General features: G+C 63.9%; 19 protein-coding genes. 9 read left to right on the forward strand and 10 right to left on the reverse strand.

The features are described 5' to 3' along the window. Positions 1-15: 15 nt before the first annotated feature. From NKJ04_RS01950 to NKJ04_RS01970, 5 genes are all read right to left on the reverse strand, one after another. The gene (locus NKJ04_RS01950) at positions 16-1,530 is read right to left on the reverse strand and encodes a malonate--CoA ligase (RefSeq protein WP_352673137.1); all 1,515 of its coding nucleotides are present in this window, start codon (positions 1,528-1,530) and stop codon (positions 16-18) included. A gap of 177 nt (positions 1,531-1,707) precedes the next feature. After that, a complete protein-coding gene (locus NKJ04_RS01955; RefSeq protein ID WP_023810868.1) occupies positions 1,708-2,448 on the reverse strand; it encodes a GntR family transcriptional regulator in 741 nt (246 codons plus the stop codon). A gap of 410 nt (positions 2,449-2,858) precedes the next feature. Further along, entirely contained in the window at positions 2,859-3,536 is a 678-nt protein-coding gene (gene rpe / locus NKJ04_RS01960; protein ID WP_023810869.1) for a ribulose-phosphate 3-epimerase, read from the reverse strand. A 216-nt stretch (positions 3,537-3,752) separates the two neighbouring features. Continuing rightward, entirely contained in the window at positions 3,753-7,493 is a 3,741-nt protein-coding gene (locus NKJ04_RS01965) for a DUF7929 domain-containing protein (protein ID WP_352673140.1), read from the reverse strand. A 10-nt stretch (positions 7,494-7,503) separates the two neighbouring features. Beyond that, positions 7,504-9,489: a hypothetical protein gene (locus NKJ04_RS01970; RefSeq protein WP_502897882.1), complete on the reverse strand. Its 1,986-nt coding sequence runs from the start codon at positions 9,487-9,489 to the stop codon at positions 7,504-7,506. Positions 9,490-9,979: 490 nt separating this feature from the next. Here NKJ04_RS01970 and dnaK point away from each other — a divergent pair, with 490 nt between their 5' ends. The 9 genes from dnaK (at position 9,980) to NKJ04_RS02015 (ending at position 17,769) form a co-directional block, all read left to right on the forward strand. Then, positions 9,980-11,896, forward strand: coding sequence for a molecular chaperone DnaK (gene dnaK, locus NKJ04_RS01975; protein ID WP_023810872.1), 1,917 nt, complete (start codon positions 9,980-9,982; stop codon positions 11,894-11,896). 212 nt (positions 11,897-12,108) lie between these two features. After that, a complete protein-coding gene (gene dnaJ, locus NKJ04_RS01980; protein ID WP_023810873.1) occupies positions 12,109-13,239 on the forward strand; it encodes a molecular chaperone DnaJ in 1,131 nt (376 codons plus the stop codon). Positions 13,240-13,405: 166 nt separating this feature from the next. Beyond that, entirely contained in the window at positions 13,406-14,011 is a 606-nt protein-coding gene (gene pmtA, locus NKJ04_RS01985; protein WP_128305147.1) for a phospholipid N-methyltransferase PmtA, read from the forward strand. A gap of 316 nt (positions 14,012-14,327) precedes the next feature. Then, complete coding sequence (locus tag NKJ04_RS01990) at positions 14,328-14,924, forward strand: NADPH-dependent FMN reductase (protein ID WP_023814188.1); 597 nt, start codon at positions 14,328-14,330, stop codon at positions 14,922-14,924. Between the two features lie 11 nt (positions 14,925-14,935). Beyond that, complete coding sequence (gene pyrF / locus NKJ04_RS01995; RefSeq protein ID WP_352442646.1) at positions 14,936-15,649, forward strand: orotidine-5'-phosphate decarboxylase; 714 nt, start codon at positions 14,936-14,938, stop codon at positions 15,647-15,649. A 32-nt stretch (positions 15,650-15,681) separates the two neighbouring features. Further along, positions 15,682-15,969 carry a DUF1330 domain-containing protein gene (locus NKJ04_RS02000; protein ID WP_023762651.1) on the forward strand — a complete coding sequence of 96 codons (288 nt, stop codon included), beginning with the start codon at positions 15,682-15,684 and terminating at the stop codon, positions 15,967-15,969. Between the two features lie 581 nt (positions 15,970-16,550). Beyond that, positions 16,551-16,871: an ArsR/SmtB family transcription factor gene (locus NKJ04_RS02005; RefSeq protein WP_056592605.1), complete on the forward strand. Its 321-nt coding sequence runs from the start codon at positions 16,551-16,553 to the stop codon at positions 16,869-16,871. Beyond that, the gene (locus NKJ04_RS02010) at positions 16,868-17,350 is read left to right on the forward strand and encodes an SRPBCC family protein (RefSeq protein ID WP_128305149.1); all 483 of its coding nucleotides are present in this window, start codon (positions 16,868-16,870) and stop codon (positions 17,348-17,350) included. The genes NKJ04_RS02005 and NKJ04_RS02010 overlap by 4 nt, the downstream gene beginning before the upstream one ends. A 2-nt stretch (positions 17,351-17,352) precedes the next feature. Beyond that, positions 17,353-17,769 carry a GFA family protein gene (locus NKJ04_RS02015; RefSeq protein ID WP_128305150.1) on the forward strand — a complete coding sequence of 139 codons (417 nt, stop codon included), beginning with the start codon at positions 17,353-17,355 and terminating at the stop codon, positions 17,767-17,769. A gap of 36 nt (positions 17,770-17,805) precedes the next feature. On the opposite strand, the gene NKJ04_RS02020 is transcribed toward NKJ04_RS02015, so the two are convergent. The 5 genes from NKJ04_RS02020 to NKJ04_RS02040 form a co-directional block, all read right to left on the reverse strand. Then, positions 17,806-18,873 (reverse strand): D-alanine--D-alanine ligase family protein, encoded by a 1,068-nt coding sequence (locus NKJ04_RS02020; RefSeq protein WP_352673149.1) that lies wholly within the window; start codon positions 18,871-18,873, stop codon positions 17,806-17,808. A 126-nt stretch (positions 18,874-18,999) separates the two neighbouring features. Continuing rightward, positions 19,000-19,881: an SMP-30/gluconolactonase/LRE family protein gene (locus tag NKJ04_RS02025; protein ID WP_352673151.1), complete on the reverse strand. Its 882-nt coding sequence runs from the start codon at positions 19,879-19,881 to the stop codon at positions 19,000-19,002. Further along, positions 19,878-20,519, reverse strand: coding sequence for a 2-dehydro-3-deoxy-6-phosphogalactonate aldolase (locus tag NKJ04_RS02030; RefSeq protein ID WP_128305153.1), 642 nt, complete (start codon positions 20,517-20,519; stop codon positions 19,878-19,880). The genes NKJ04_RS02025 and NKJ04_RS02030 overlap by 4 nt, the downstream gene beginning before the upstream one ends. Then, a complete protein-coding gene (locus tag NKJ04_RS02035; RefSeq protein ID WP_352673154.1) occupies positions 20,516-21,469 on the reverse strand; it encodes a 2-dehydro-3-deoxygalactonokinase in 954 nt (317 codons plus the stop codon). Before NKJ04_RS02035 ends, NKJ04_RS02030 begins: the two co-directional genes overlap by 4 nt. After that, entirely contained in the window at positions 21,466-22,233 is a 768-nt protein-coding gene (locus NKJ04_RS02040; protein WP_063169668.1) for an SDR family NAD(P)-dependent oxidoreductase, read from the reverse strand. Before NKJ04_RS02040 ends, NKJ04_RS02035 begins: the two co-directional genes overlap by 4 nt. Positions 22,234-22,275 lie beyond the last annotated feature (42 nt).

Genomic DNA, 22,275 nt, shown 5'->3' on the forward strand with positions numbered 1-22,275 from the left:
CCTGCCCCAGCGCAACTATGATGCGTATATGTCCTTGTAGGTGTCGCGCAGCAGGTTCTTCTGTACCTTGCCCATGGTGTTGCGCGGCAGTTCATCGACGAAGATCACCCGCTTCGGGTACTTGTATTTCGCCACCCGCCCGGCGATGGCGCCGAGAATTTCGGCACCGGTGATCGGCGATGACGGCGCCCGCACGACGACGGCGGTGACGCCTTCGCCGAAATCCGGATGGGCAACGCCGATGACGGCGCTTTCGCTAACCCCGTCGAGGGCGTCGATCTCGCTTTCGAGTTCCTTCGGATAGATGTTGTAGCCGCCCGATATGATCAGGTCCTTGCCGCGGCCGACAATGTGGACGTAGCCGTCGGCGTCGACCATACCGAGATCGCCGGTGATGAAAAAACCGTCGGCGCGGAATTCCGCCTTGGTCTTCTCCGGCATGCGCCAATAGCCGCCGAAGACGTTGGGGCCTTTGACCTCGATCATGCCGACCTCACCCTGCGCAAGTGCTGCGCCGCTGTCGGGATCGGCGATGCGAAGCGTGACGCCGGGCAAGGGGAACCCGACCGTACCGGCGCGCCGCTCGCCCTCATAGGGGTTCGAGGTGTTCATGTTGGTCTCGGTCATGCCGTAGCGTTCGAGGATCGCGTGGCCGGTGCGCTCGCGCCAAGCCTTGTGCGTCTCGGCCAAAAGCGGCGCCGAGCCGGAAATGAACACACGGATGTTTTTTGCCGCCTCATGGGCCAGCCCATCCTGCTGCAGCAGGCGCACGTAGAAGGTCGGCACGCCCATCAGGGCCGTGGCACGCGGCATCAGCGAGACGATGCGGGCCGGATCGAGCTTCTGCTCGAACAGCATCGAGGCGCCGGCCATCAGGACGACATTGGTGGCGACGAACAGGCCGTGCGTGTGGAAGATCGGCAATGCGTGGATCAGCACGTCGTCTCCAGTGAAATGCCAGTGCTCGACCAGCACGCGCGCGTTCGAAGCAAGATTCTCGTGGCTGAGCATGGCGCCTTTCGAACGGCCGGTGGTTCCCGACGTGTAGAGGATTGCCGCAAGGTCATCCCGCCCGCGCGCCACGTCACGAAAATCCGTCGGCAGCCGCGAGGCCTGATCGGTCAGCGATCCCCGGCCGTCGCGGCCGAGCGTGACGGTGACGGCGCCCGTCTTTTCCGCCAGCGCGCCGATATCGGCCGCTCTTGCCGGATCGCAGACGACCAGGCGTGGTTCCGCGTCGCCGAAGAAATACTCCAGCTCGGCCAGCGTATAGGCGGTGTTGAGCGGCAGGAAGACGGCGCCGGCTCGCAAGCAGGCGAGATAGAGCATGACCGCTTCCGGGCTCTTCTCGACCTGCACGGCAATGCGGTCACCGGGTTCGACATCCAGTTGCAAGAGCGCATGCGCAAGCTGCGCAGAGCGGGCCAGCATATCGCCATAGGTGAGCAAGCGGCCATCATCGGTCTCCATCAGCAAGCGCGCTGGCGCCGGCATCCGGGACCGGAACGCATCGAACAGATGATTGCTCATGAAGACTTCCTGGGGTGCTACGGCGCTGAGCATGCGCCTGTCGCGGCATGCCTCGGCGGCGAGAGTTCGCGGTTCTTGGCCGCGCCGTCAAGCCCGCCGACAGCAGTTCACGCCAGCCGCTCTCCACGCAGGCTGAGCGCAAGAAACGAGCGCAAGAGACCCGCCAGGAAACGACTGCTATCGCCGAGCGCGTTTGCCGGCGAGTTCCTTCGTTTCGTCGTCCTGCTCGAAGCGCTTCATGCACATGGCGGCAGTCAACCGGTAGTGGTTGAGCAGTGCCTCGACGGCACCGTCGGCATTGCCGTCCAGGGCACATTCGGCGATCAGGCGATGCTCGCCGAAATCGTCGCGCTGGACGCCTTCGCCATCATTGGCCATTTGCCGGTAGCGATAGGCGTGATCGGAGAGCTGGTCGCAAAACCCCACCAGCCATTGCGACCGGCAGGCCGAAATCAGCACCCTGTGAAAGATGCGATGCAGCCTCTCCCAATCGGGATTGAGCGAGACGAGGTTCTGCGGCGAAAAACGTGACGCACGGCCCAGGCGATGCAGCGCCAGCACGAGTTGTTCTTCCCATTCGGCGGTGCGGTGGACGATGGATTCGCGAAGCGCCCGCTCCTCGAGCCAGCAGCGGGTGCGCGTCAGCTCTTCGAGTTCCGGCGCACTGACCGGCATGATGAAGAAGCCGCGCTGGTCGTGCCGGCCGAGAAGTCCTTCCGAGGCGAGGCGATTGAGAGCCTCGCGGACAGGTGAGGCGCCGGCCCCATATTTGGAGACAACCCATTCGACCCGCAGTTTGCTCTCGGTTTCAAGGACACCGCCGAGAAGATCGTCCCGCAATTGCTGATAGACCGTACTCGCAAGCGTGCTCTTCGGTCCCGCAACGTCGTCGTTCAGATTGGCAGCTCCGTATGTCATAGCGACTCCTTGTCCCCAAGACTTGGCCTGGGCGATTCGAGTCTGAAAGCATTCGCCGTCTCGTACTTGTACCATACAGCGCGAGCATTCGCCTGCTCAAGCAGAAGATCACGCTATTGTACTTTAGCACGAAGGAATATGCGGCATTCCGGAGCTCAATGCTGTAATTCCGCGCATTTTCACAACCTGTGGAAACTTAACATGTTTTGTATGCACGCAGGAGAATCTGTCTTTCTGTTCTTTTGTATGCGCGCGAGATCAACTGTCTGCTTTGGGCATAGGCCGGCGGACCTTGAGACCGAATCAGGCAACCGCTCAGCCCGATGCCGTTGCGCATCAGATTTTCACAAGCCCCGCCCGGGACCAGAACCTTAGCCGGCATGTCGGGCCGACCGCGGGAACACCGCTGGTCAGCCGGCTGCGTTGTCGGCTGCCGTCCTGATCGCCTGGATGTTCTGACGATAAGCCTCGACGCTGCCGCCTTTGAAGATGGCGGCGCCCGCCACCAGCACGTCGGCGCCGGCAGCGGTGACCAGCGGCGCGGTCTCGGCTGAAACACCGCCGTCGATCTCGATGCGGATCGGCCGGCCGCCGATCAGGGCCTTGACCCGCTTCACCTTGTCGACGACCGCCGGGATGAAGGCCTGGCCGCCGAAGCCCGGATTGACGGTCATGATCAGGATCAGGTCGAGCCGGTCGAGCACGTATTCGACCACGCTTTCCGGCGTCGCCGGATTGAGCGACACACCGGCCTTCTTGCCAAGGTTCCTGATGGTCTGCAGCGAGCGGTCGAGATGCGGGCCGGCCTCGGCATGGACGGTCAAACCGTCGCAGCCGGCCTCGGCGAAAGCGGCCAGATAGGGGTCGGCCGGGGCAATCATCAGATGGCAGTCGAAGAAGGCCTTGGTGCGGTTGCGGATCGCCTTGATCACCGGCGGGCCAAAGGTGATGTTGGGCACGAAATGCCCGTCCATCACATCGAGATGGATCCAGTCGGCGCCTGCCGCCGCCACCGCTTCGACCTCATCGCCGAGTTTGGAAAAATCCGACGCCAGCACCGATGGTGCAATCAGGGTCTTTCTGCTCATGGGTGCGGCCTTTCCGAGTGTCCTTCTCGTTCGGCCACCCTATCGACTGCCTAATGCGCCACAGCCGACTTGTCGAGGGTGCAGGCGCGGGCACCGCGCAGGCTGACGTGCCAGCATCCCCGATCACGTGCGGCCAATTCCCGCTTGCCCCCACAGCTACGAAGAAAAACCCGCCGAATTGCTCCGGCGGGTTTCTGGTTTCGTGTCGAGCAGTGGTTATTGCTGCTGGAGTTTCAGGATTCTGTCTGGAACCGGATCCTGTTGCTGTTCGACCTGCGGCCTGCGCCGTGGCAATACCTGCTGCAGCAGGCCGGGGTTGAGCTCCAGCGACGGTTGTCCGCGGACGGGCCGGCAGTTCGGATAGCGCCCGATCGTGCCTTCCGGGCAGCGCCGCCTGATGATCGGCTGGCATTGGCCATTGATCATCTGCGAGCCCGGTGCGCATTCCACCTCCTGTCTGGGCTTGCGGCATGCGCCGTTGATCACCTGCGTCCCACGCGGACAGACACACTCGCCACGCTTGTTGTGGACCTGGCCGCGTATGTCGCATTGCTCTTGCGTCGGCTGCTTGCGCCGGCAGGCATTGCCCCGCACCTCGGTACCCCTCGGGCAGACACAATTGCCGTTGGTGTCGTGGACCTGACCACGGATGGTGCACTGGTCAGGCTTTGGCCGGATCGGACGACAGGCGCCGTTGCGCACCTCGGTCCCTCTCGGGCAGACGCAGTCTCCATCCGCGTCGTGAACCTGACCACGGATCGTGCACTGCTCAGGCTTTGGCTGGATCGGGCGGCAGGCATTGCCCCTGATCTCGGTTCCCCTGGGGCAGACACAATCGCCATCCGCATTGTGGACCTGGCCACGGATGGTGCACTGCTCGGGCTTGTCGGTCCTGACACATCTGCCGTTCTCGAGCCCGGTTCCGCGTGGGCAGACGCAACGGCCGTCCTCGGTGCGGATCTGGCCTTCGAGCAGCACACAGCGCTTCGGCTGTTCCGGCTTCGGCACGATACCACCGCCCGGCGAGCACTGGCCGTTGCGGTAGGTGGTGCCTTCCGGGCAAACGCAGCGGCCGGCATCGTTCATGACGAAGCCTTGCGAGCATTCCTTCTTCGTCTCCTGGCCAATGGTGAAGGGATGGCAGGCATAGGCCTTGCCGCGATCGCCCTCGATGTTGGCCTGGTCGTCGGAAAGCACGTCGCCACCGCCTTGCACCCGTGTGTCGGGAGAGAGCACGCCGACGCAGTTCTGGCCGCTGACATTGCCCTGCAGATTGGCCAGGCGACCGTCGTCGGGAATGACCACGGTGACATGGTGCACCCGGCTTTCGCCGGCGCCGAGCGACAAATTGGCAATGCAGGATAGTGGCAAGATTGCCGGTTCCGGCGAACAGCCAAAGGGCGGATCGATCGACGTGATCTCAACGCCTTCCAGCCTGCCGAGACCCTCCACGCCGATCGCATCGCCAATGCGGACCGGCCCGGAGAAGGGGGTCGTTCCGTCATTGGTGATGGTGATCTCGAACGAACAGGGTTGGCCGAGCCTGCATTCACGGTCGCCGGTCTTTTCGACACGGATGGTCGAAGAACCGCCGCCCTTGGCGCAGGCCTGGCCAAAGGGATAGACGACGTCGTCGCCCGGTGCCGGCCCATAGGAGCCGCGCGCGCAGTTTTCGAACGCGCCATTGGCCGAGACCGTCACGTCGAAGTGGCGGCTGGTTCCAGGTACCATGACGGCACCGGGAATCTGGCACGACAGCGCGTTGGCCGGAACCGGTCCACACGCCCATTCCGCACCGTCAGGGGTGACGGTTTGGATCTGGACAGGCGCGCCGCCGGCAACCAGCGTGGCGGCATCGTTGACCCGCACCGGGCCGGTGGGGGCAGCGGTGCCAAGGCTGATGACGGTGATGCGGCAAGAGATGACCGCAGCGCCGGCGAGCGAGCCGTTGCACACCTTGGTGATGCGCAAGGTCGGCTTGCCGCCATTGGGATGACGGAAGCGTTCCTTTGCGCAGGCCTTGTTGTTGGTGAGATCGTTTTCACCGGGGATGGGCTTCACCGTCGCGCAATTCTCGACAGTGTCCGACTGGTAGCCGGCCGGCATGACCGCCTTGACGACGATCGGCGTCGAGCCGCCCGGAGGCAGCGAGATGCCCGCATTGTCGCAGCGGAACAGCCCGGGGCCGGTTGGTGCGCAGGTCCATGGCGGGCTCGGGCCGAAGGTCGAGGAGGCTGGCGCGCCGCCGGGATAATTGTCGATGACCGTCAGCGGTCCATTGTAGGTGGCGCTGCCGTTGTTGATGATGTCGATCACGAAGTAGCAGATGCCGTCGGCCGTGCAGACCGGGATACGGGCACGCTTCTTCAGGATCAGGTCGACCTTCTTTTCGACCGGCGGCCGGCAGTCGCGGTCACGGTCGCCACGTCGGCAGACCGGGATCGAGGCACAGCCGCGGTCGTTCGACTGGCTGCCGAACAGTGGCTTGTCGCTGGCGCCGTAATTATAGGTGGCGCAGTTGCGCAAGACGCTGCCTTGCCAGCCTCCGGCCGGCTTGAAGCCGAGCTTGAGGTCGACGGAGGCCCCCGGATTGAGCGTGGTCACCGGATGGGTGCAAATCATAGGGGTGGTGCCGGGTACGCAGACCCAGGGCGGATTGGGCCCTGAATCGAGCGTCGAGCCGGCCGGCAGCGTCACCTCGTCGAGCACGATCTTGCCGTGGTAGGCACCGGTGCCGACATTGGTGACCCTGATGGTGAAGTCGCAGCCGCCGCCCATCGTGCAACGCGTCACGTCGGCGCGTTTCTCGACCTTGAGGTCGGGCTCCTTGTCTTTGGGCGGGCACCTCTGGTCACGCGGGATGACGATGTCGATGGTCTGCGTGCAGCACAGGCCCCAGCCTTCCTTCGGACCGGCATAGGTTTCGATGCCGGTGACGATGAGGTGGATGACGTCGCCGGGCGATGCGCCGACGATCTTCCAGTTGAGCACACCGCCGCCCGCCGGCACCAGTTGCGTGTCGGGGATGATGGTGATGCCGGGCGTGGTCGTCGAAACCTGCACCCATTTGCCGCCCATCTCCGGGCCGACCGGCATGTGGTAGATGAAGGCACCGCCGCCGAGCACGCAGTCGACGGTGCCGCGCTCCACCTTGAAGCATTCCTTGCCGGGAGGTGGCGGCGGCGGGTTGCACTTGGTGACGTCGATCTTGATCGAGGTCTTCACGCCGGTCTTGAAGTCGCCGTCGTCGGGCTTGCTCGGATCCTGCGACGGGATGATGGTCCCGGTGCCCGGTCCGGCGGTCACCTTGATCATCCCCTGGTTGTCGACGATCGTCGGCGCGGGAAATGCCGCATGATCGATCTTGGCCGTGATCTTGAAGTTGATGACGCGCTCGTTGGGAGCGCCGGCGTCGTCGAGATCGGAAGTGGAGATGCGGAAGTCTGAAACAACAGCGGTATCGTTGGGACCCGCCGAGGTGCTGATCGTCGCGCCCGGCAGTGGTCCGCCGGATGAATCCGTGCCGTCGCCGGACACATTGACGTTGACGATCTCAAGGCCGTGCGGAAGCTGGTCCTTGAAGTCGACCCGGACCTTCTTCAGCCTGGCCTCAAGGCTCGGGTCGGCAAGGCCCTGCGGATCGCCGCGCAGGCCGAAGCTCAGCGAATAGACGACGTAGTCGCAGCCTCGTTGAGTGCCTTTCTTGGTGAAGAAGGGTACGACCCGGTCGGGCCTCGGAGTGATGACGCGCGAACTGTCGAGATCGAGCTTCAGCTCCGGGGTGATCGGGGCAGCGCCTTCCGCAAAGCCTTGCACCGGGGTTAGCATGGCGACCGCGATACCGGCCGCCATCAGCCAGCGCGCGCCGCGCCTGGCGTATGACAGGGGTTTCATGATCGTCTCCACGATGGTTTCTTGAGTGTTGGTTGCGAATGGGGAGAGTGCGAGATTTTTCATCTTCCCCTCCTCAACGTTCGCAGCTGACGGCTGGGGTTCGGAGCGGCAAGATCATCTTGCAGCAAGGGTAGTAGCCACCCTTGTCCTTGTCGGACTTCCTGTAGAAGCAAAGTCCAACATCCACTCTGTCGCCCGGATAGTGGCCAGTAATGTCGATCGTGTAAGGCTGGCCGGGCGCATGCGACTGGGATGACGTCACCCCGACGCCTGGCGTCCTGGACTTTGTCTCATTCGAAGGTTGGGCCTTGATCGAATCGCCGCCGAAGCCGGCATGGTCATGGAGATAGAGATCGGCCTGGAGGCCGCGAGGCGTGCAGTAATACCTGATATCCTCGACATCGATGCACGGAGGCAGATTGCCGGGCGGTGGGAAGTCCGGCGGGTAGAAGGGGGGCAGGTAGCCGCCCGGGATTTCTTCATAATAGCCGGCGCGGCCTTCACAAGGATGCCAGACGGCGACGTCGCCGACATGGCCCTCGACCTCCGGGTCTTCGAAATAGCTGTCGAAGTCGACGAACCAGGAGCCGAAGGGCGGCACATTGGCCGGCTTGACCAGCTCTTTCGGCGTGATCTGCACGCCATGAACGGCGAGCGGCCCGCCGGCGGCGAGCTGTTCGGCAAGAGCCGGATTGTCGCGAAATTTGTCGCCGGTGTTGACCAGCGTCTGCGTGCAGACCGAGGTGTCGAGATTGCCGTCGGAATCATAGCCATACTGCAGGTCGAGACCGCCGGCCGACTGCCGGTTGCCCTGCGGGAAGCCGACCGCATATTCCTGCGGCACTTCGACCCAGACCGATTCCGTTTCCGGATCGTCCGGGTTCTCTCTGAAGTAGCGGATGACCTCGCTCTTGCCGGAATCGGCGAACTGGCTGTAATCGTAGCGGTTCTCGACCGGGCCGCGCTGGGCCAGGTACATGAAGCCGGTGTTGTCGAAAGCGATGTCGGTGACGGCGTAGTCCTTGTCGGCCTTGACCGTCAGTTCCCAACGCGGGTCGCCGGCAAAGCTGCCGTCGCGGGCAATGCCCACCGACCAGATTTCAGACTTTTCACCGACCGAATAATAAAGCCGGCCGCCATGGTAGGAGACGCCCCAGACGCGGCGCTCGTCCTGCGTGTAGCCCCAGCTGTCGGGGTCTTCGCTGTCGAAGGCCGCGCCCTGTATGTCCATCACCGAACCATCGTCGGCGACTGGAGCGAGCTCATGCGCCGGGCGCCCGGCAACGCCGTGGTCGAAACTGTCGATCAGCGCGCCGGTGGCGTCGATGCGATGGACCAGGCCGGTATCGAGGTCGGAGGCGAAGAACTGGCGGTGAGTGGCGTCGAAAGTGAGATTGCCGATGCCGGGACCGCTGTTGGTGTCGATGTCGGCGAATTTGGAGACCTGGCCGGTGATGCCGTCGATCTTCCAGATGGTGCCCGGCCCGCCACCGTTTTCGGTGCCGAACTGGCCGTCCATGAAGGTGGCGCCGGCCGCGCCGCGGCGCTGCCGCTCGGGGCGGCCGTCATCGTCGGCGTCCAGGGTGACGATGCGGATGCCGTGCAGCGAGGTGGCGCCGGCATAGAGATTGGGAATGCCCGATGGAACGCCGTCGCGCACGCCGTCATCATAGGTGACGCCGAACACCTGGCCGATCTGCTCCGCCGTCACCTCGAGGGGCGGCGGGGTGTTGACCAGTTGCCCGGAGGCCGGGCCGCCCAGATGCGAGACGTCGAACACGCGCAAGGTGGCGCGCGTGGTGTCGATGAAGGTTTCGTCGACCGGATCGACGCCGGGCGGCAGGCCCCCTTTTTCGGAATCAGGAGGGTCGAAATTGGGAATGATGGTGCCGGAAAATCCGGTCACCGCCATCGAACCGGGATAGATGATCCGGGTTTCCTGCGCCTGCGCGGCGCCCAGCCACAGGCCGAGTGCCAGCGCCAGCAACCCGCCTGGATGCACAGCGCGGCGCAAGCCGCCATCAAGAGACGACACGAACGAGCCGCGGATGCGAGACATGACACTACCCCCCGTAGTCGACGGGAGAACGTCGGGTCTGGCCGCGCAAATCAGGGCAAGGCGCGGCGGTCCGGCTCGTTCTTCCCTGATCGAATTGTCTGCTTTCCTCAAAATCACGATACGCCTGCTCTTACGCAGGGTCAACGGAATCAGCGGGAAGCCCAGCGCATCGACCTCGTCCCGAAGGCGTTGGTCGCGCCGAGCTCCTGTTGTTCCCGGAGACCGCAGAGCCTCTGGGTTATTGGTCATGGGGGCTTCCTTTCCGGGCCGCACCATGCGGCACCTGGAGATCAGTCGCGGGCGGAGGTGGAAAGGTTCATGGAAGCCTTGCGCAGAATGCTTGCGCGCGATGCCGCCTGTTCTTATATACGCGCCAAGCCGTTCGGCGCCGGAATGCCGGTTTGCCGGAACGGGATTTCTTGTGAACAGGGGCTTTCGTCGGAACGCCTGTACGGGTCCTGAGAGCCTGCTTAGCGGAGAGACTAGAAAAATGGCAAAAGTAATCGGTATCGATCTCGGCACCACCAACTCCTGCATCGCCATCATGGATGGCAAGGAGCCGAAGGTAATCGAGAATGCGGAAGGCGCGCGCACGACGCCTTCCATCGTCGCCATCTCGGGCGACGACGAACGTCTGGTCGGCCAGCCGGCCAAGCGCCAGGCGGTCACCAATCCTGAAAACACCATCTTCGCGGTCAAGCGCCTGATCGGCCGCCGCTATGACGATCCGGTGACGGAGAAGGACAAGAAGCTTGTCCCCTACAAGATCGTCAAGGGCGACAATGGCGATGCCTGGGTCGAGGCCGGCGGCAGGAAGCAGTCGCCCTCGCAGATTTCGGCCATGATCCTGCAGAAGATGAAGGAGACGGCGGAAGCCTATCTCGGCGAAAAGGTCGAGAAGGCGGTCATCACCGTTCCAGCCTATTTCAACGACGCCCAGCGCCAGGCGACCAAGGACGCCGGCAAGATCGCCGGCCTCGAAGTGCTGCGCATCATCAACGAGCCGACCGCGGCAGCGCTTGCCTATGGCCTCGACAAGAAGGAAGGCAAGACCATTGCCGTCTATGACCTTGGCGGCGGCACGTTCGATATTTCGGTGCTCGAAATCGGCGACGGCGTGTTCGAGGTCAAGTCGACCAATGGCGACACCTTCCTCGGCGGCGAGGATTTCGACATGCGCCTGGTCGAATACCTGGCGGCCGAGTTCAAGAAGGAACAGGGTATCGACCTGAAGAACGACAAGCTTGCCCTGCAGCGCCTCAAGGAGGCGGCTGAAAAGGCCAAGATCGAGCTGTCGTCGACCACCCAGACCGAGATCAACCTGCCCTTCATCACCGCCGACGCGACCGGGCCGAAGCACCTGACGCTGAAGCTGACGCGCGCCAAGTTCGAGCAGCTGGTCGACGACCTGGTCCAGCGCACGATTGCCCCTTGCAAGGCGGCGCTCAAGGATGCCGGCCTGAAGGCCGGCGAGATCGACGAAGTCGTCCTGGTCGGCGGCATGACCCGCATGCCCAAGATCCAGGAGATCGTGAAGCAGTTCTTCGGCAAGGAGCCGCACAAGGGCGTCAATCCGGATGAAGTCGTTGCTCTCGGCGCCGCCATCCAGGCCGGCGTGCTGCAGGGCGACGTCAAGGACGTGCTGTTGCTCGACGTGACGCCGCTGTCGCTCGGCATCGAGACGCTGGGTGGCGTGTTCACCCGCCTGATCGAGCGCAACACGACGATCCCGACCAAGAAGAGCCAGGTGTTCTCGACGGCCGAGGACTCACAGTCGGCCGTGACCATCCGGGTCTTCCAGGGTGAGCGTGAAATGGCCGCCGACAACAAGGCGCTCGGCCAGTTCGACCTGGTCGGCATTCCGCCGGCGCCGCGCGGCGTGCCGCAGATCGAGGTCACCTTCGATATCGACGCCAACGGCATCGTCAACGTTTCGGCCAAGGACAAGGGCACCGGCAAGGAGCACCAGATCCGCATCCAGGCATCGGGCGGTCTTTCGGACGCCGACATCGAGAAGATGGTCAAGGACGCCGAGGCCAATGCCGAGACCGACAAGAAGCGGCGTGCGCTGGTCGAGGCCCGCAACCAGGCCGAAGCGCTGCTGCATTCCTCGGAGAAGTCGCTGAAGGAATATGGCGACAAGGTTTCGGAAGGCGAGCGCACGGCGATCTCCGACGCGATCGCGGCGCTTAAGACCGCGACCGAAGGCGACGACCCGGCCGACATCGAAGCCAAGAGCCAGGCGCTTGCCGAGGCTTCGATGAAGCTTGGCCAGGCCATGTACGAGGCTTCGCAGAAGGAAGCGGCGGAAGCCGACGCCAAGGCGGACGCCGCCAAGGACAGTGACGTTGTGGACGCCGATTTCGAGGAAATCGACGAGGACGACGACAAGAAGAAGTCGGCCTGAACCGTTTGACGGCAAGATAAAGCGAAAAGCCCGGCGAAGGCCGGGCTTTTTTGCAACCCCTTGCAGAAAAACAGCGGGCCTTGCTGAAAAAATGCAGGCAAGGCCGCGTCGACACTGGCATCGCCCTTCCATCGCACCTAAATCGAAGCGTCAGTGCCGGCAAGAGACGCAACAATGCTTCAAGACGTTGAGCATCCGGACAGCGGGAAAAAATGAAAGCTGATTTCTATGAGACGCTGGGCGTCCAAAAAGGCGCCGACGAGAAGGAGCTCAAGAGCGCTTTTCGCAAGCTCGCGATGCAGTTCCATCCCGACCGCAACCCCGGCGATCATTCCTGCGAGCACAAGTTCAAGGAAATCAACGAAGCCTACGAGACGCTGAAAGACCCGCAGAAGCGCGCGGCCTATGACCGCTTCGGTCACGCGGCCTTCGAACAGGGCGGCATGAATGGCGGCGCGCAAGGTTTCGGCGCCGGCGGTTTCGCCGACATCTTCGAGGATATTTTCGGCGACATGATGGGCGGGCGCCAGCGCCGCTCGTCGGGCGGCCGCGAGCGCGGCGCCGACCTGCGTTATAACATGGAAATCACCCTGGAAGAGGCTTTTGCCGGCAAGACCGCGCAGATCCGGGTGCCGGCGTCGATCTCCTGCTCTGAATGTTCGGGCAGCGGCGCCAAGCCCGGCACCCAGCCTGTCACCTGCTCGATGTGCAACGGCCACGGCAAGGTGCGCGCCACGCAAGGGTTCTTTTCGATCGAGCGGACCTGCCCGCAATGCCAGGGGCGCGGCCAGACGATCAAGGATCCGTGCCCGAAATGCGCCGGCCAGGGCCGCGTCACCGAGGAGCGTTCGCTGTCGGTCAACATCCCGGCCGGCATCGAGGACGGCACCCGCATCCGTCTTGCCAATGAGGGCGAAGCCGGCCTGCGCGGCGGGCCATCGGGCGATCTCTATATTTTCCTGGCGGTCAAACCGCACGAGTTCTTCCAACGCGACGGCGCCGACCTGTATTGCAAGGTGCCGATCTCGATGACCACAGCCGCCCTTGGCGGCTCCTTCGAGGTGACGACGCTGGACGGGACGCAGACCAAGGTCAAGGTGACCGAAGGCACGCAGAACGGGCGCCAGTTCCGCCTCAAGGGCAAGGGCATGCCTGTGCTGCGCCAGCCCAATATCGGCGACCTCTACATCCAGACCGCGGTCGAGACGCCGCAGAACCTCACCCGCCGCCAGCGCGAACTGCTGGAGGAGTTCGAACAGCTCTCCTCGCAGGACAATTCGCCACAATCGAGCGGCTTTTTCGCCCGCATGAAGGATTTCTTCGAGTCGTTCGGCGAACGTTGATGTACTTTGGCCCGCCTAAGCCGATTTGCAACGCGTAAATCCTTGAATCTCGTCACCCCTTGAGACGCGACGAAAATTATCTTATCCACGACATGCGTCCGGCCGCGCCTTGCCTAGCACCGCTCAGGTGCTAAGTAACTTGCGGGGAGCGCTGAGGAGAGCTTGCATGACACGTGGCCCTGGACTGCGGAAGGCGCTTGTCGAAAAGTTCGACGACGAACTCAAATTCTTCAAGGGCTGGATCGACAAGCCGAAGGCGGTTGGTTCGATCGTGCCGACCAGTTCGGTCACCGCGCGCAAGATGGCGTCGATCGTCAATCCTAAATCCGGCCTGCCGGTGCTCGAGGTCGGTCCCGGTACCGGCGTCATCACCCGCGCCATCCTGGCCCAGGGCGTGCGGCCCGAGAACCTCTACGCGGTCGAGTATTCCACGGATTTCGTCCGTCACCTGCGGCGACTCTATCCCGGCGTCAACGTCATCGAGGGCGACGCCTTCAACCTCAACGCCACGCTTGGCGACAAGAGCGGGATGATCTTCGATTCCGTCGTTTCCGGCGTGCCGCTGCTCAACTTCCCGGTCGCCCAGCGCATTGCCTATATCGAAAGCCTGCTCGACCGCATCCCGGCCGGACGGCCGATCGTGCAGCTGACCTACGGCCCGATGTCGCCGATCCCGGCCGGCCGTGGCAATTATACGGTCAAGCATTTCGATTTCATCCTCCGCAACATCCCGCCGACCCAGCTGTGGATCTACCGCCGCGAAGCGCATTAATTTCTCGGCGCAGGGTTGTTCGCGGATCGCCAGTGCTCACCGCATACCTTGGCGATGGCGGGAACGTCCCTCGCTTCGTCATCCACGGGCGGAGCAAGGAGCGCAGCGACGCAGCGCAGACCCGAGGATCCATGCCGCGACTTCCGAGCGCCGCTACGGCGCAGAATTCTGTTCCGCTGCACTCCTGGATAGCTGTCACGGAATGGATTCCAGGGTCTCCACGACGGAGCTTCGCTCCTGCTTCGCCCAAGGATGACGAAGTTGGCGTTGATTTGCTCGATCCTTGGCTGTACCTGTCCGGGAACAAGGGTGGCCAATGGCAGTGATCCCGAAAATCCTCGTCTTCGCCGGCTCGGTTCGCAGCGGCGCCTATAGCGGCAGGACCGCCGACGTGGCGCAGAAGGAACTCGCCATGCAGGGCGCCGAGGTGACCCGCATCTCGCTTGCCGACTACCCCCTGCCGATCATGGACGAGGATTTGGAAAAGGAAAAAGGCGTTCCTGAAAACGCCCAGAAACTTGGCCGTCTGGTGATCGCCCATGACGGGCTGCTGATCGCCACGCCCGAATATAATGGCTCCATTCCGCCGCTGCTCAAGAACACGATCGACTGGGTGAGCCGGGTGCGCAGGGATGGCGGCCGGCCGGTGAGGCCGCTGGCCGGCAAGGTCGCCGGCCTCTGTTCGTCCTCCAGCGGGCACTTTGCCGGCATCCGCTGCATCAACCATCTGCGCGCGGTGCTGGTGCGCTGCCAGATGGAGGTGGTGACGCCGGAATGCTCGGTGCCCGACGGCGGCGGCGCCTTCGACGAGGATGGAAACTTCCGTGACGAAAGACTGCACAAATCGATGGAGCACCTATGCCGCACCCTGATCGAAACCTCGCGCATGCTGTCCACCCGGATCGAGGCGTGATCGCAACGACGATGCAGGCACAATCCATACAGGCACGATCCATGCAGGAAAGACTGATAGTCGGCCTCGATGTCCCGACCGTGAGGGAGGCCGAGCAGGCGGTGCGCGAACTCGACAGCGTCGTCTCCTTCTACAAGATCGGCTACCAGCTTGCCTTCGCCGGCGGGCTCGATTTCGCCAGGGAACTGGCCAGCGGCGGCACCAAGGTTTTCCTCGACATGAAGCTGCTCGACATCGACCACACGGTGGCCAAGGGCGTCGAGAACATCGTCAAGATGGGCATGACCATGCTGACCATCCACGCCTACCCGAAGGCTATGCAGGCCGCCGTAGAGGCGGCCAGAGGCAGCGATCTTTGCCTGCTTGCGGTCAGCGTGCTGACCTCGATGGACGAGCAGGACATGATCGACGTCGGCTATGAGTACGACCCGCATACGCTGGTGCTGCGGCGCTCGGAACAGGCGCTGCATGCCGGCATGGGGGGCATCGTCTGCTCGGCCGCGGAAGCCGAAGCGGTGCGCCGCATCGTCGGCCCCGACATGGCGGTGGTGACGCCCGGCATCCGGCCGGCGGGCAGCGATCATGGCGACCAGAAGCGCGTGGTGACGCCGGGCCAGGCGATCCGCAACGGCGCCAGCCACCTCGTCGTCGGCAGGCCTATCATTGCTGCGGCCAACAAACGGGAAGCGGCCGAAGCCATCCTCGACGAGATGCGCTCGGCCTGAGATTTCCAAGAACAAGTTCGGAGACCAAGAAAATGCCCAAGGGATACTGGATCGCCCGTGTCGATGTGCGCGACGCGGAAGGCTACAAGGACTACGTCGCCGCCGCCAAGCCTGCCTTCGAGCGCTTCGGCGCGAAGTTTCTGGCGCGCGGCGGAGAGCATGAAAAGGCCGAAGGCCCCGGCCGGGCACGCAATGTCATCATAGAGTTCGAATCGCTCGCCGCCGCGCATGATTGCTACCATTCGCCGGAATACCAGCGCGCCGTCGCCATCCGTCAGAAGGTCGCCGACGGCGAGATCGTTCTGGTCGAGGGCGCCTAAAATCCGCCTCGAGCAGTTTTGACGAATCGCGGGTGTGACGGACGGCATACCTTGGCGATTGCCGCAAACGCCCAGCGCCTTCGTCATCCACGGGCAAGCAAGGAGCGTAGCGACGCAGCGCAGACCCGAGGATCCATGCCGCGACTTCAAAGCGTTGCAGCGGTGTAGAATTCTGCTCCGCTGCATTCTTCGGCCAAGGTCGCGGCATGGATCCCAGAGTCTCCGCGACGGAGCTTCGCTCCTGCTTCGCCCTAGGATGACGAAGTTGGGAGGCTTCGGCCAATCTCGAACGCTTAGGATGGTCCACCAACGAACGATGAAATCTCGGCCGTCGATAGGCATCCTGTCAAATCCCTGCTGCAGCGCTAGTAGCAGGACTTCAGACGAAATCCTGCAGGTTTACGTCCGCAGTTTGGCGCCGCTAAGCAGGGCTCCGACATCAGGTACATGGCCGGGGCGGCCCATCGCGCAATCAACGTCCGAGTCCGAATAGCCGCATCCAGTCTTGCGATGCGGGGCGAACTGTAGGTTGACATGCAGGTATTTACCTGCATATTATGCCTTACAACAGAGTGAGGCAGATGGACGCCGACAAGGTTTTCAAAGCGCTGGGCGACCCGACACGCAGAAGGCTGCTTGACCTTCTGTGCGAGCAGAACGGGCAGACGCTCGGTCAGCTTTGCGAAAACCTGGACATGGCCAGGCAATCCGCCACCCAGCACCTCGATCTGCTGGAGGCGGCCAATCTGGTGAGCACGGTCAAGCGCGGCCGCGAAAAGCTGCATTTCATCAATCCCGTGCCCTTGCACGAAGTCTACGAGCGCTGGGTACGGAAATTCGAACGGCAGCGGCTCAGCCTGCTGCACGACCTGAAGCAAGAACTCGAAGGAGAAGACCAATGACCAGGGAAACGACCAGCTTTGTCTACGTGACCTATATCCGCTCGACGCCGCAGAAGGTGTTCGAGGCCATAATCAAGCCCGATGTCGCAAAGCGCTACTGGGGTCACGAGAACGTCTCCGAATGGACGCCGGGCTCGAAATGGGAGCATATCCGCGCCAATGACGAACGGACCGTCGAACTCGTCGGCAATGTCGTCGAGGTTTCGCCGCCGACCCGCCTCGTCATCACCTGGGCGAACGCTTCGCAGGCCGACGATCCGTCAAAAACGAGCCGGGTGACGTTCGCCATCGAGGAATACGACACCATGGTGCGGCTGACCGTCAGCCATGACGAACTCGAAGCCGGCAGCGGCATGGCGAAAGGCGTCAGCCAGGGCTGGCCGGCGGTGCTGTCGAGCATGAAATCCTTCCTCGAAACCGGCAGCGGCATCGACATTTTCGCCAAGCCGAAATCAGCCCTGATCGCCGCGGGAGAATAACGATGACCAAACGCTATACCGGCGGCTGCGCATGCGGCGCGATCCGTTACGAAACCAATGACGAGCCGATCTTCCAGAACCACTGCCAGTGCAGCGATTGCCAGAAGCGCTCAGGCACCGGCCACGGATCCTACCTGACCTTCGGCCAGCGCACCGATATGGCAATTACCGGGGAGGTGAGCACCTGGCGCGTGGCGGGCGCCAGCGGCAATGAAAAAATCCACACCTTCTGTCCAACCTGCGGAACGCCGGTCTTTTTGATATCCGTCGCCATGCCGGAATTCATAGCGGTCCACGCGGCCAGCCTCGACGATCCGGAACAGTTCAGCCCGCAGATGGTGACCTACACGAGCCACGGCCATGCCTGGGACAAGATGGATCCGTCCTTGCAGGCGGCCGAGCGAATGCCTGGCGGGTAGCGTCTGCTGGTTAGCCCGCCGACACAAGGCGCACAGCTATCGGTCGACACCGGTCAGCCGGCTGGCCGCAGTTTCGGCCATGGCGCCGGCCAGATCGAGGCCCCATTGCTGGCGGCAATAGGCGCGAAAATCGAAGCAGGGCAGGCCGGGGCAAACCTCGAACTCGATGAGGTGGACGGTGTCGTCGGCCTCGACCCTGAGATCGATGGAAAACACATCGCGCAGGCCGAGCCCGCTCATCAGCTGCCCGGCGATCGCACGTATCGTGGCGTCGGCGGCCGGCTGGCTGTCGGCAACCGCAACGAGCTCCGGTTCGGCGTAATGTCCCTCCGCCTTCGCTGCCTCGCCGGTGTCGCCGTAGAGCGCCAGGCTGTCCGCCATGGTCTGGAAATCGGCGCCTGAATCGACAAAAGCCACGCCAAGCGCTTCGACCCCGGCGCCTGGCACCAGGCCGAGGAAACTGGCGCGCACGTTGCGGCCGGCGACATAGGGCTGGACGACGACATCGTCGCGATAGGCCGAAAAGACGCGCCGGCTGAGTTCCAAAGCGTGGGCGAGATCGCAACAGCGCGAATCCGGCCAGATGCCGATCTTGGCGCCGAGCCGGTTGGGCTTGACGAACCAGCCGGCGGGCGAGGCCGGCGGCTCGACCAGCCATTGGCCGTCGCGCGCAAGCCCGGCCTGCGGCACCGGCAGGCCGAGTGCGCCGAGCACGGCGCCGGAGCGGAACTTGTCCTGGCAGAGCGCGAACAGCGCATCATCTGCGCCGATCGTCTTGAAACCGCCCAATCGCGCCAGAGCGGGCGCCGCGCCGCCGCGAAAATAGGCGATGCCGTCGGTCAGCGTCCAGACCAGCGTTGTGCTGGGATGCTCGCCGGCGAGCACGCCGGTGGCCTCGTCCAGCGCCACCGGCGTGAACGACAGGCCGCGTGCCTGGCAGGCACGGCCAAGCACGTCGAATTCGGGGGCGAGGTCGGTCGACTGCGCCAGATAGGACGCGATTTCGCCGGCGCGCTGCGGTGCATGACCGTCGGCGACCAGACGGTCCAGGCAGGCCTTTTCCGGCTCATGGACGAGGATCAGTTTCGGCTTGCGGCTGGGCATGAGATGACGATCCCCGGCAGTAGGATTGCCTACCATCGCATGGTCAAGGCGTCAGGCTCTCGTGAAACCGACATGGCGCGGGCGGTTGCGTGACAACGCACCGTCCAACCGCAGAATCCAGTTCGCTCAGGCGATCAGCACGCGCGGCTCGAAGCGGCCGTTGACGGGAATGTCGAGCAGAAAGGTCATGCCGCCCTGCAGATCCAGCAGACGCTGCTTCTCATCCTTGCCCGACCAGGCGGAGGTGACCGCCAGCCGGTCGGCCTTGGCGCCGACAAAGGCCGGGCAGGACGGTTGCGTCACCGGCATGGCGACCGTGCGGACGAGCTTGCCGTCGGGTCCGTAGGCTTCGATGACGCTGCCGCCCCAGACGGCGTTCCACAGGATGCCGTCGCGGTCGAGCACGGATCCGTCAATATAGCCCTTGGCCGAGCGGTGATCGACGAACAGCTTTGGCTCACCGGCAGGCAGGCCGGTCGCCGGGTCGCAGGCGACGCGCATCAGCAGCCCGGTCGAGGTGTCGGTGTAGTAGGCGATTGCGCCATCCTCGGTAAAACAGATCGAATTGGAGACGGTGATGTCCGAAAACAGCCGGCGCAGTTCGCCTCTGAAAAACCAGTAGATCGAACCCGCACCCTTTTCCTCGCCCTTGCCCATGGTGCCCATCCACAAGGCGCCGCAGGGGTGGACCCGGGAATCGTTGGAGCGCGTAACCGGATTGCCGGCCTCGACAGGCGTGTGCAGCGTCAGTTTGCCGGTCGCGACGTCGCGCACATAAAGGCCGGTCTCGGCGGCGATAAGCTGGCGCTTGTCGTCGATGACGGCGATGGCGCTCGCCATCTGGCCAAGCTCATGGACGGTGGTCGCGCCGCCGGACAGCCGCTTTTCCAGGAGCTGGCTGTTGACGATGTCGAACCAATACAGCGTATCGGTGGCGGGATCGTAGCTCGGCCCTTCGCCGAGCTGGCAGACGTGGTCGGAAAAAACCGAAACGATCGCTTCGCTCATCCTGCTTCTCCGAACGCCGCATCCCAGGCTGTCACCGCCGCCTCGGCCCGCGCGGCCACCTCGTCGACGCTCATGCCCGGCTTGAACAGGCTGGATCCCAGTCCAAAGGCGGTAACGCCGGCCGCCTTGTAGCCGGCAAAATCTTTTTCGGAGACGCCGCCGACGGCACCGACCAGCGTCTGCGCCGGCAACACAGCGCGCATCGCTGAAATGCCGCCGGCACCCAGCACGCTCGCCGGGAAAAATTTCAGGGCTGAGGCGCCGAGCTTGATCGCCAGCAAGGCTTCGGTCGGCGTGAACACGCCGGGCATCGTCACCATGCCGTAATGCATGGCGCGCGCCATGACCTCGGCATCGATGTTGGGACTGACCAGCAGCCGCCCTCCGGCCTGGTGCAAGCCATCGACATCGGCCGGCGTCAGCACCGTGCCGGCACCGACCAGTGCCGTTTTCGGCAGCACTTGGACGATGCGGGCGATCGACGAGAACGGTTGCGGTGAGTTCAGCGGCACTTCGATCGCCTCGATGCCGGCGTCGAACAGCGCCTGGCCCATGGCCATCGCCTCGGTGGGCTTGAGCCCGCGAAGGATGGCGACCAGCCCGCGCTTGAGTTTTGGAAACGGTGCGGTCTGGCTCATCGGGCTGCTCCAATTCTGGCGATCATGCCGTTCTCACGCGCCGCCTCGACGAGACCGGCACGCACCGCCTCATCAGCATCGACGGTCCGGACCTTAAGCCCGGCAGAACCAAGTGCGGCCCGGTAGAGCGCGGCGAGCGCGCCGGACGCAATCAGCACCACGGGTTCCGTGCCAGCGCCATGCCGGCGGCTGGCGGAGGCGATCTCGCCGCCGATCAGAAGGCCGGACAGGCAGGCGGCGGCATCGTCGGCTTGCAAATCCTGCAGCAGGCCGGCGGCGCGAATGGAAAACAGCCGCGAGGTGACATCGCCGCCATCAGCCAATGCGGTTTCGCACCAGCGGCGGAAGAACGGATTGTCCGATGTAACGGGTTTCGGATGTTCGCCGAGCGAATGGCGCAGGATCGAATGCGCGGCAAGCACGGAAAACAGCTCGCCGGTCGGCCAGGTGCCGAAGCCGGCAACCGCGCCATCCTCTATCAGCACCCATTTCGAATGGGTGCCGGGCATGCAGACCAGCTGGCGCCCCCTGGCCGGCAGGCCGGCGCCGGCGAGCTGGGTTTCCTCGCCGCGCATGACGTCGGGCGCATCGGCCAGCCGCTGGGCAAGACCCGGAACGATGCGGATGTCGCGGCTCTGGCCGGGCACGCTGGCGGCACCAGCAAGAATGGCGCTAAGCGGCGCCGGCACGGTGACATAGGGCGCTTCCAGCCAGCCCTGGCGGGATCCGGCCATGCCGCAGATGATGACGGGCAGCGCCGCTGGTGCTCCCATCGCCGCCAGATGCCCTTCGAGGATGGTCGAAAAGCCCTTCTGCTGCGCCGTGATCAGGCCATCGTCGCCACGGCGTTCGGCAAGCACCTTGCCTTGCCCATCGATCAGCCAGACCCGCATGCGGGTCGTGCCCCAGTCGACGGCGGCGACCGCCGGTGCGTTGCCGGCTGGGCTCACAGGAAACCTCCATCGACGATCAGCATCTGCGCTGTCAGCATGCGCGAGGCGTCCGAAGCGAGGAACAGCACGGTGCCGACGATGTCGTCCGGCTGCATCACCTGCTTGATGCACTGCTTGGCGACATGGGCGGCAAGCCCCTGTTCGGTCACCCAGAGCTCCTTCTGCCGCTCGGTGATCACCCAGCCAGGCGCAATGGCGTTGACGCGGATGCCGTCGACACCGAGCTTGCCGGCCAGCCCCTTGGTCAGACCCAGGATGCCGGCCTTGGCGGCCGTGTAGGACGGCATGTCGGGGTGGTTGATCAGATAGGATGTCGAGGTGAAGTTGATGATCGAGCCGCCGCCGGCCCGCTTCATGCCCGGCGCCACCGCCTGCGCAGTGAAGAAATGCGGCCGCAGATTGATCGCCTGGTTGTTGTCCCAGAACTCGACCGTCACATCCTCGACGGCGTGGCGTTCATCCCAGGCCGCATTGTTGACCAGCACGGTGACATCGCCATGCGCCTCGGCCGCCTTCGCGGCGGACGCACGCAGAGCCTCGACGTCGCGCAAATCGGTCTTGAGATAGAGCGGCCGGCGGCCGAATTCTTTCTCGATGCGATCGGCAAGGGCCGTGCTCGGACCGTCGGCGATGTCGATGAAGGCGACATTGGCGCCCTGGCGCACAAACCCCTCGGTCAGTGCAGCACCTATTCCGGAGCCGCCGCCGGTGATCAGCACCGAGGCTCCTTCGAGGTCGGCAAAATGCGCCGATGGCATCATCGTTCCTGTCTCCCAGCGTGATCGGCGCGCATCCTAGCCACG

Origin of the sequence: Mesorhizobium sp. M0618 (genome assembly GCF_040320765.1) — a bacterium.
Taxonomy (GTDB): domain Bacteria; phylum Pseudomonadota; class Alphaproteobacteria; order Rhizobiales; family Rhizobiaceae; genus Mesorhizobium.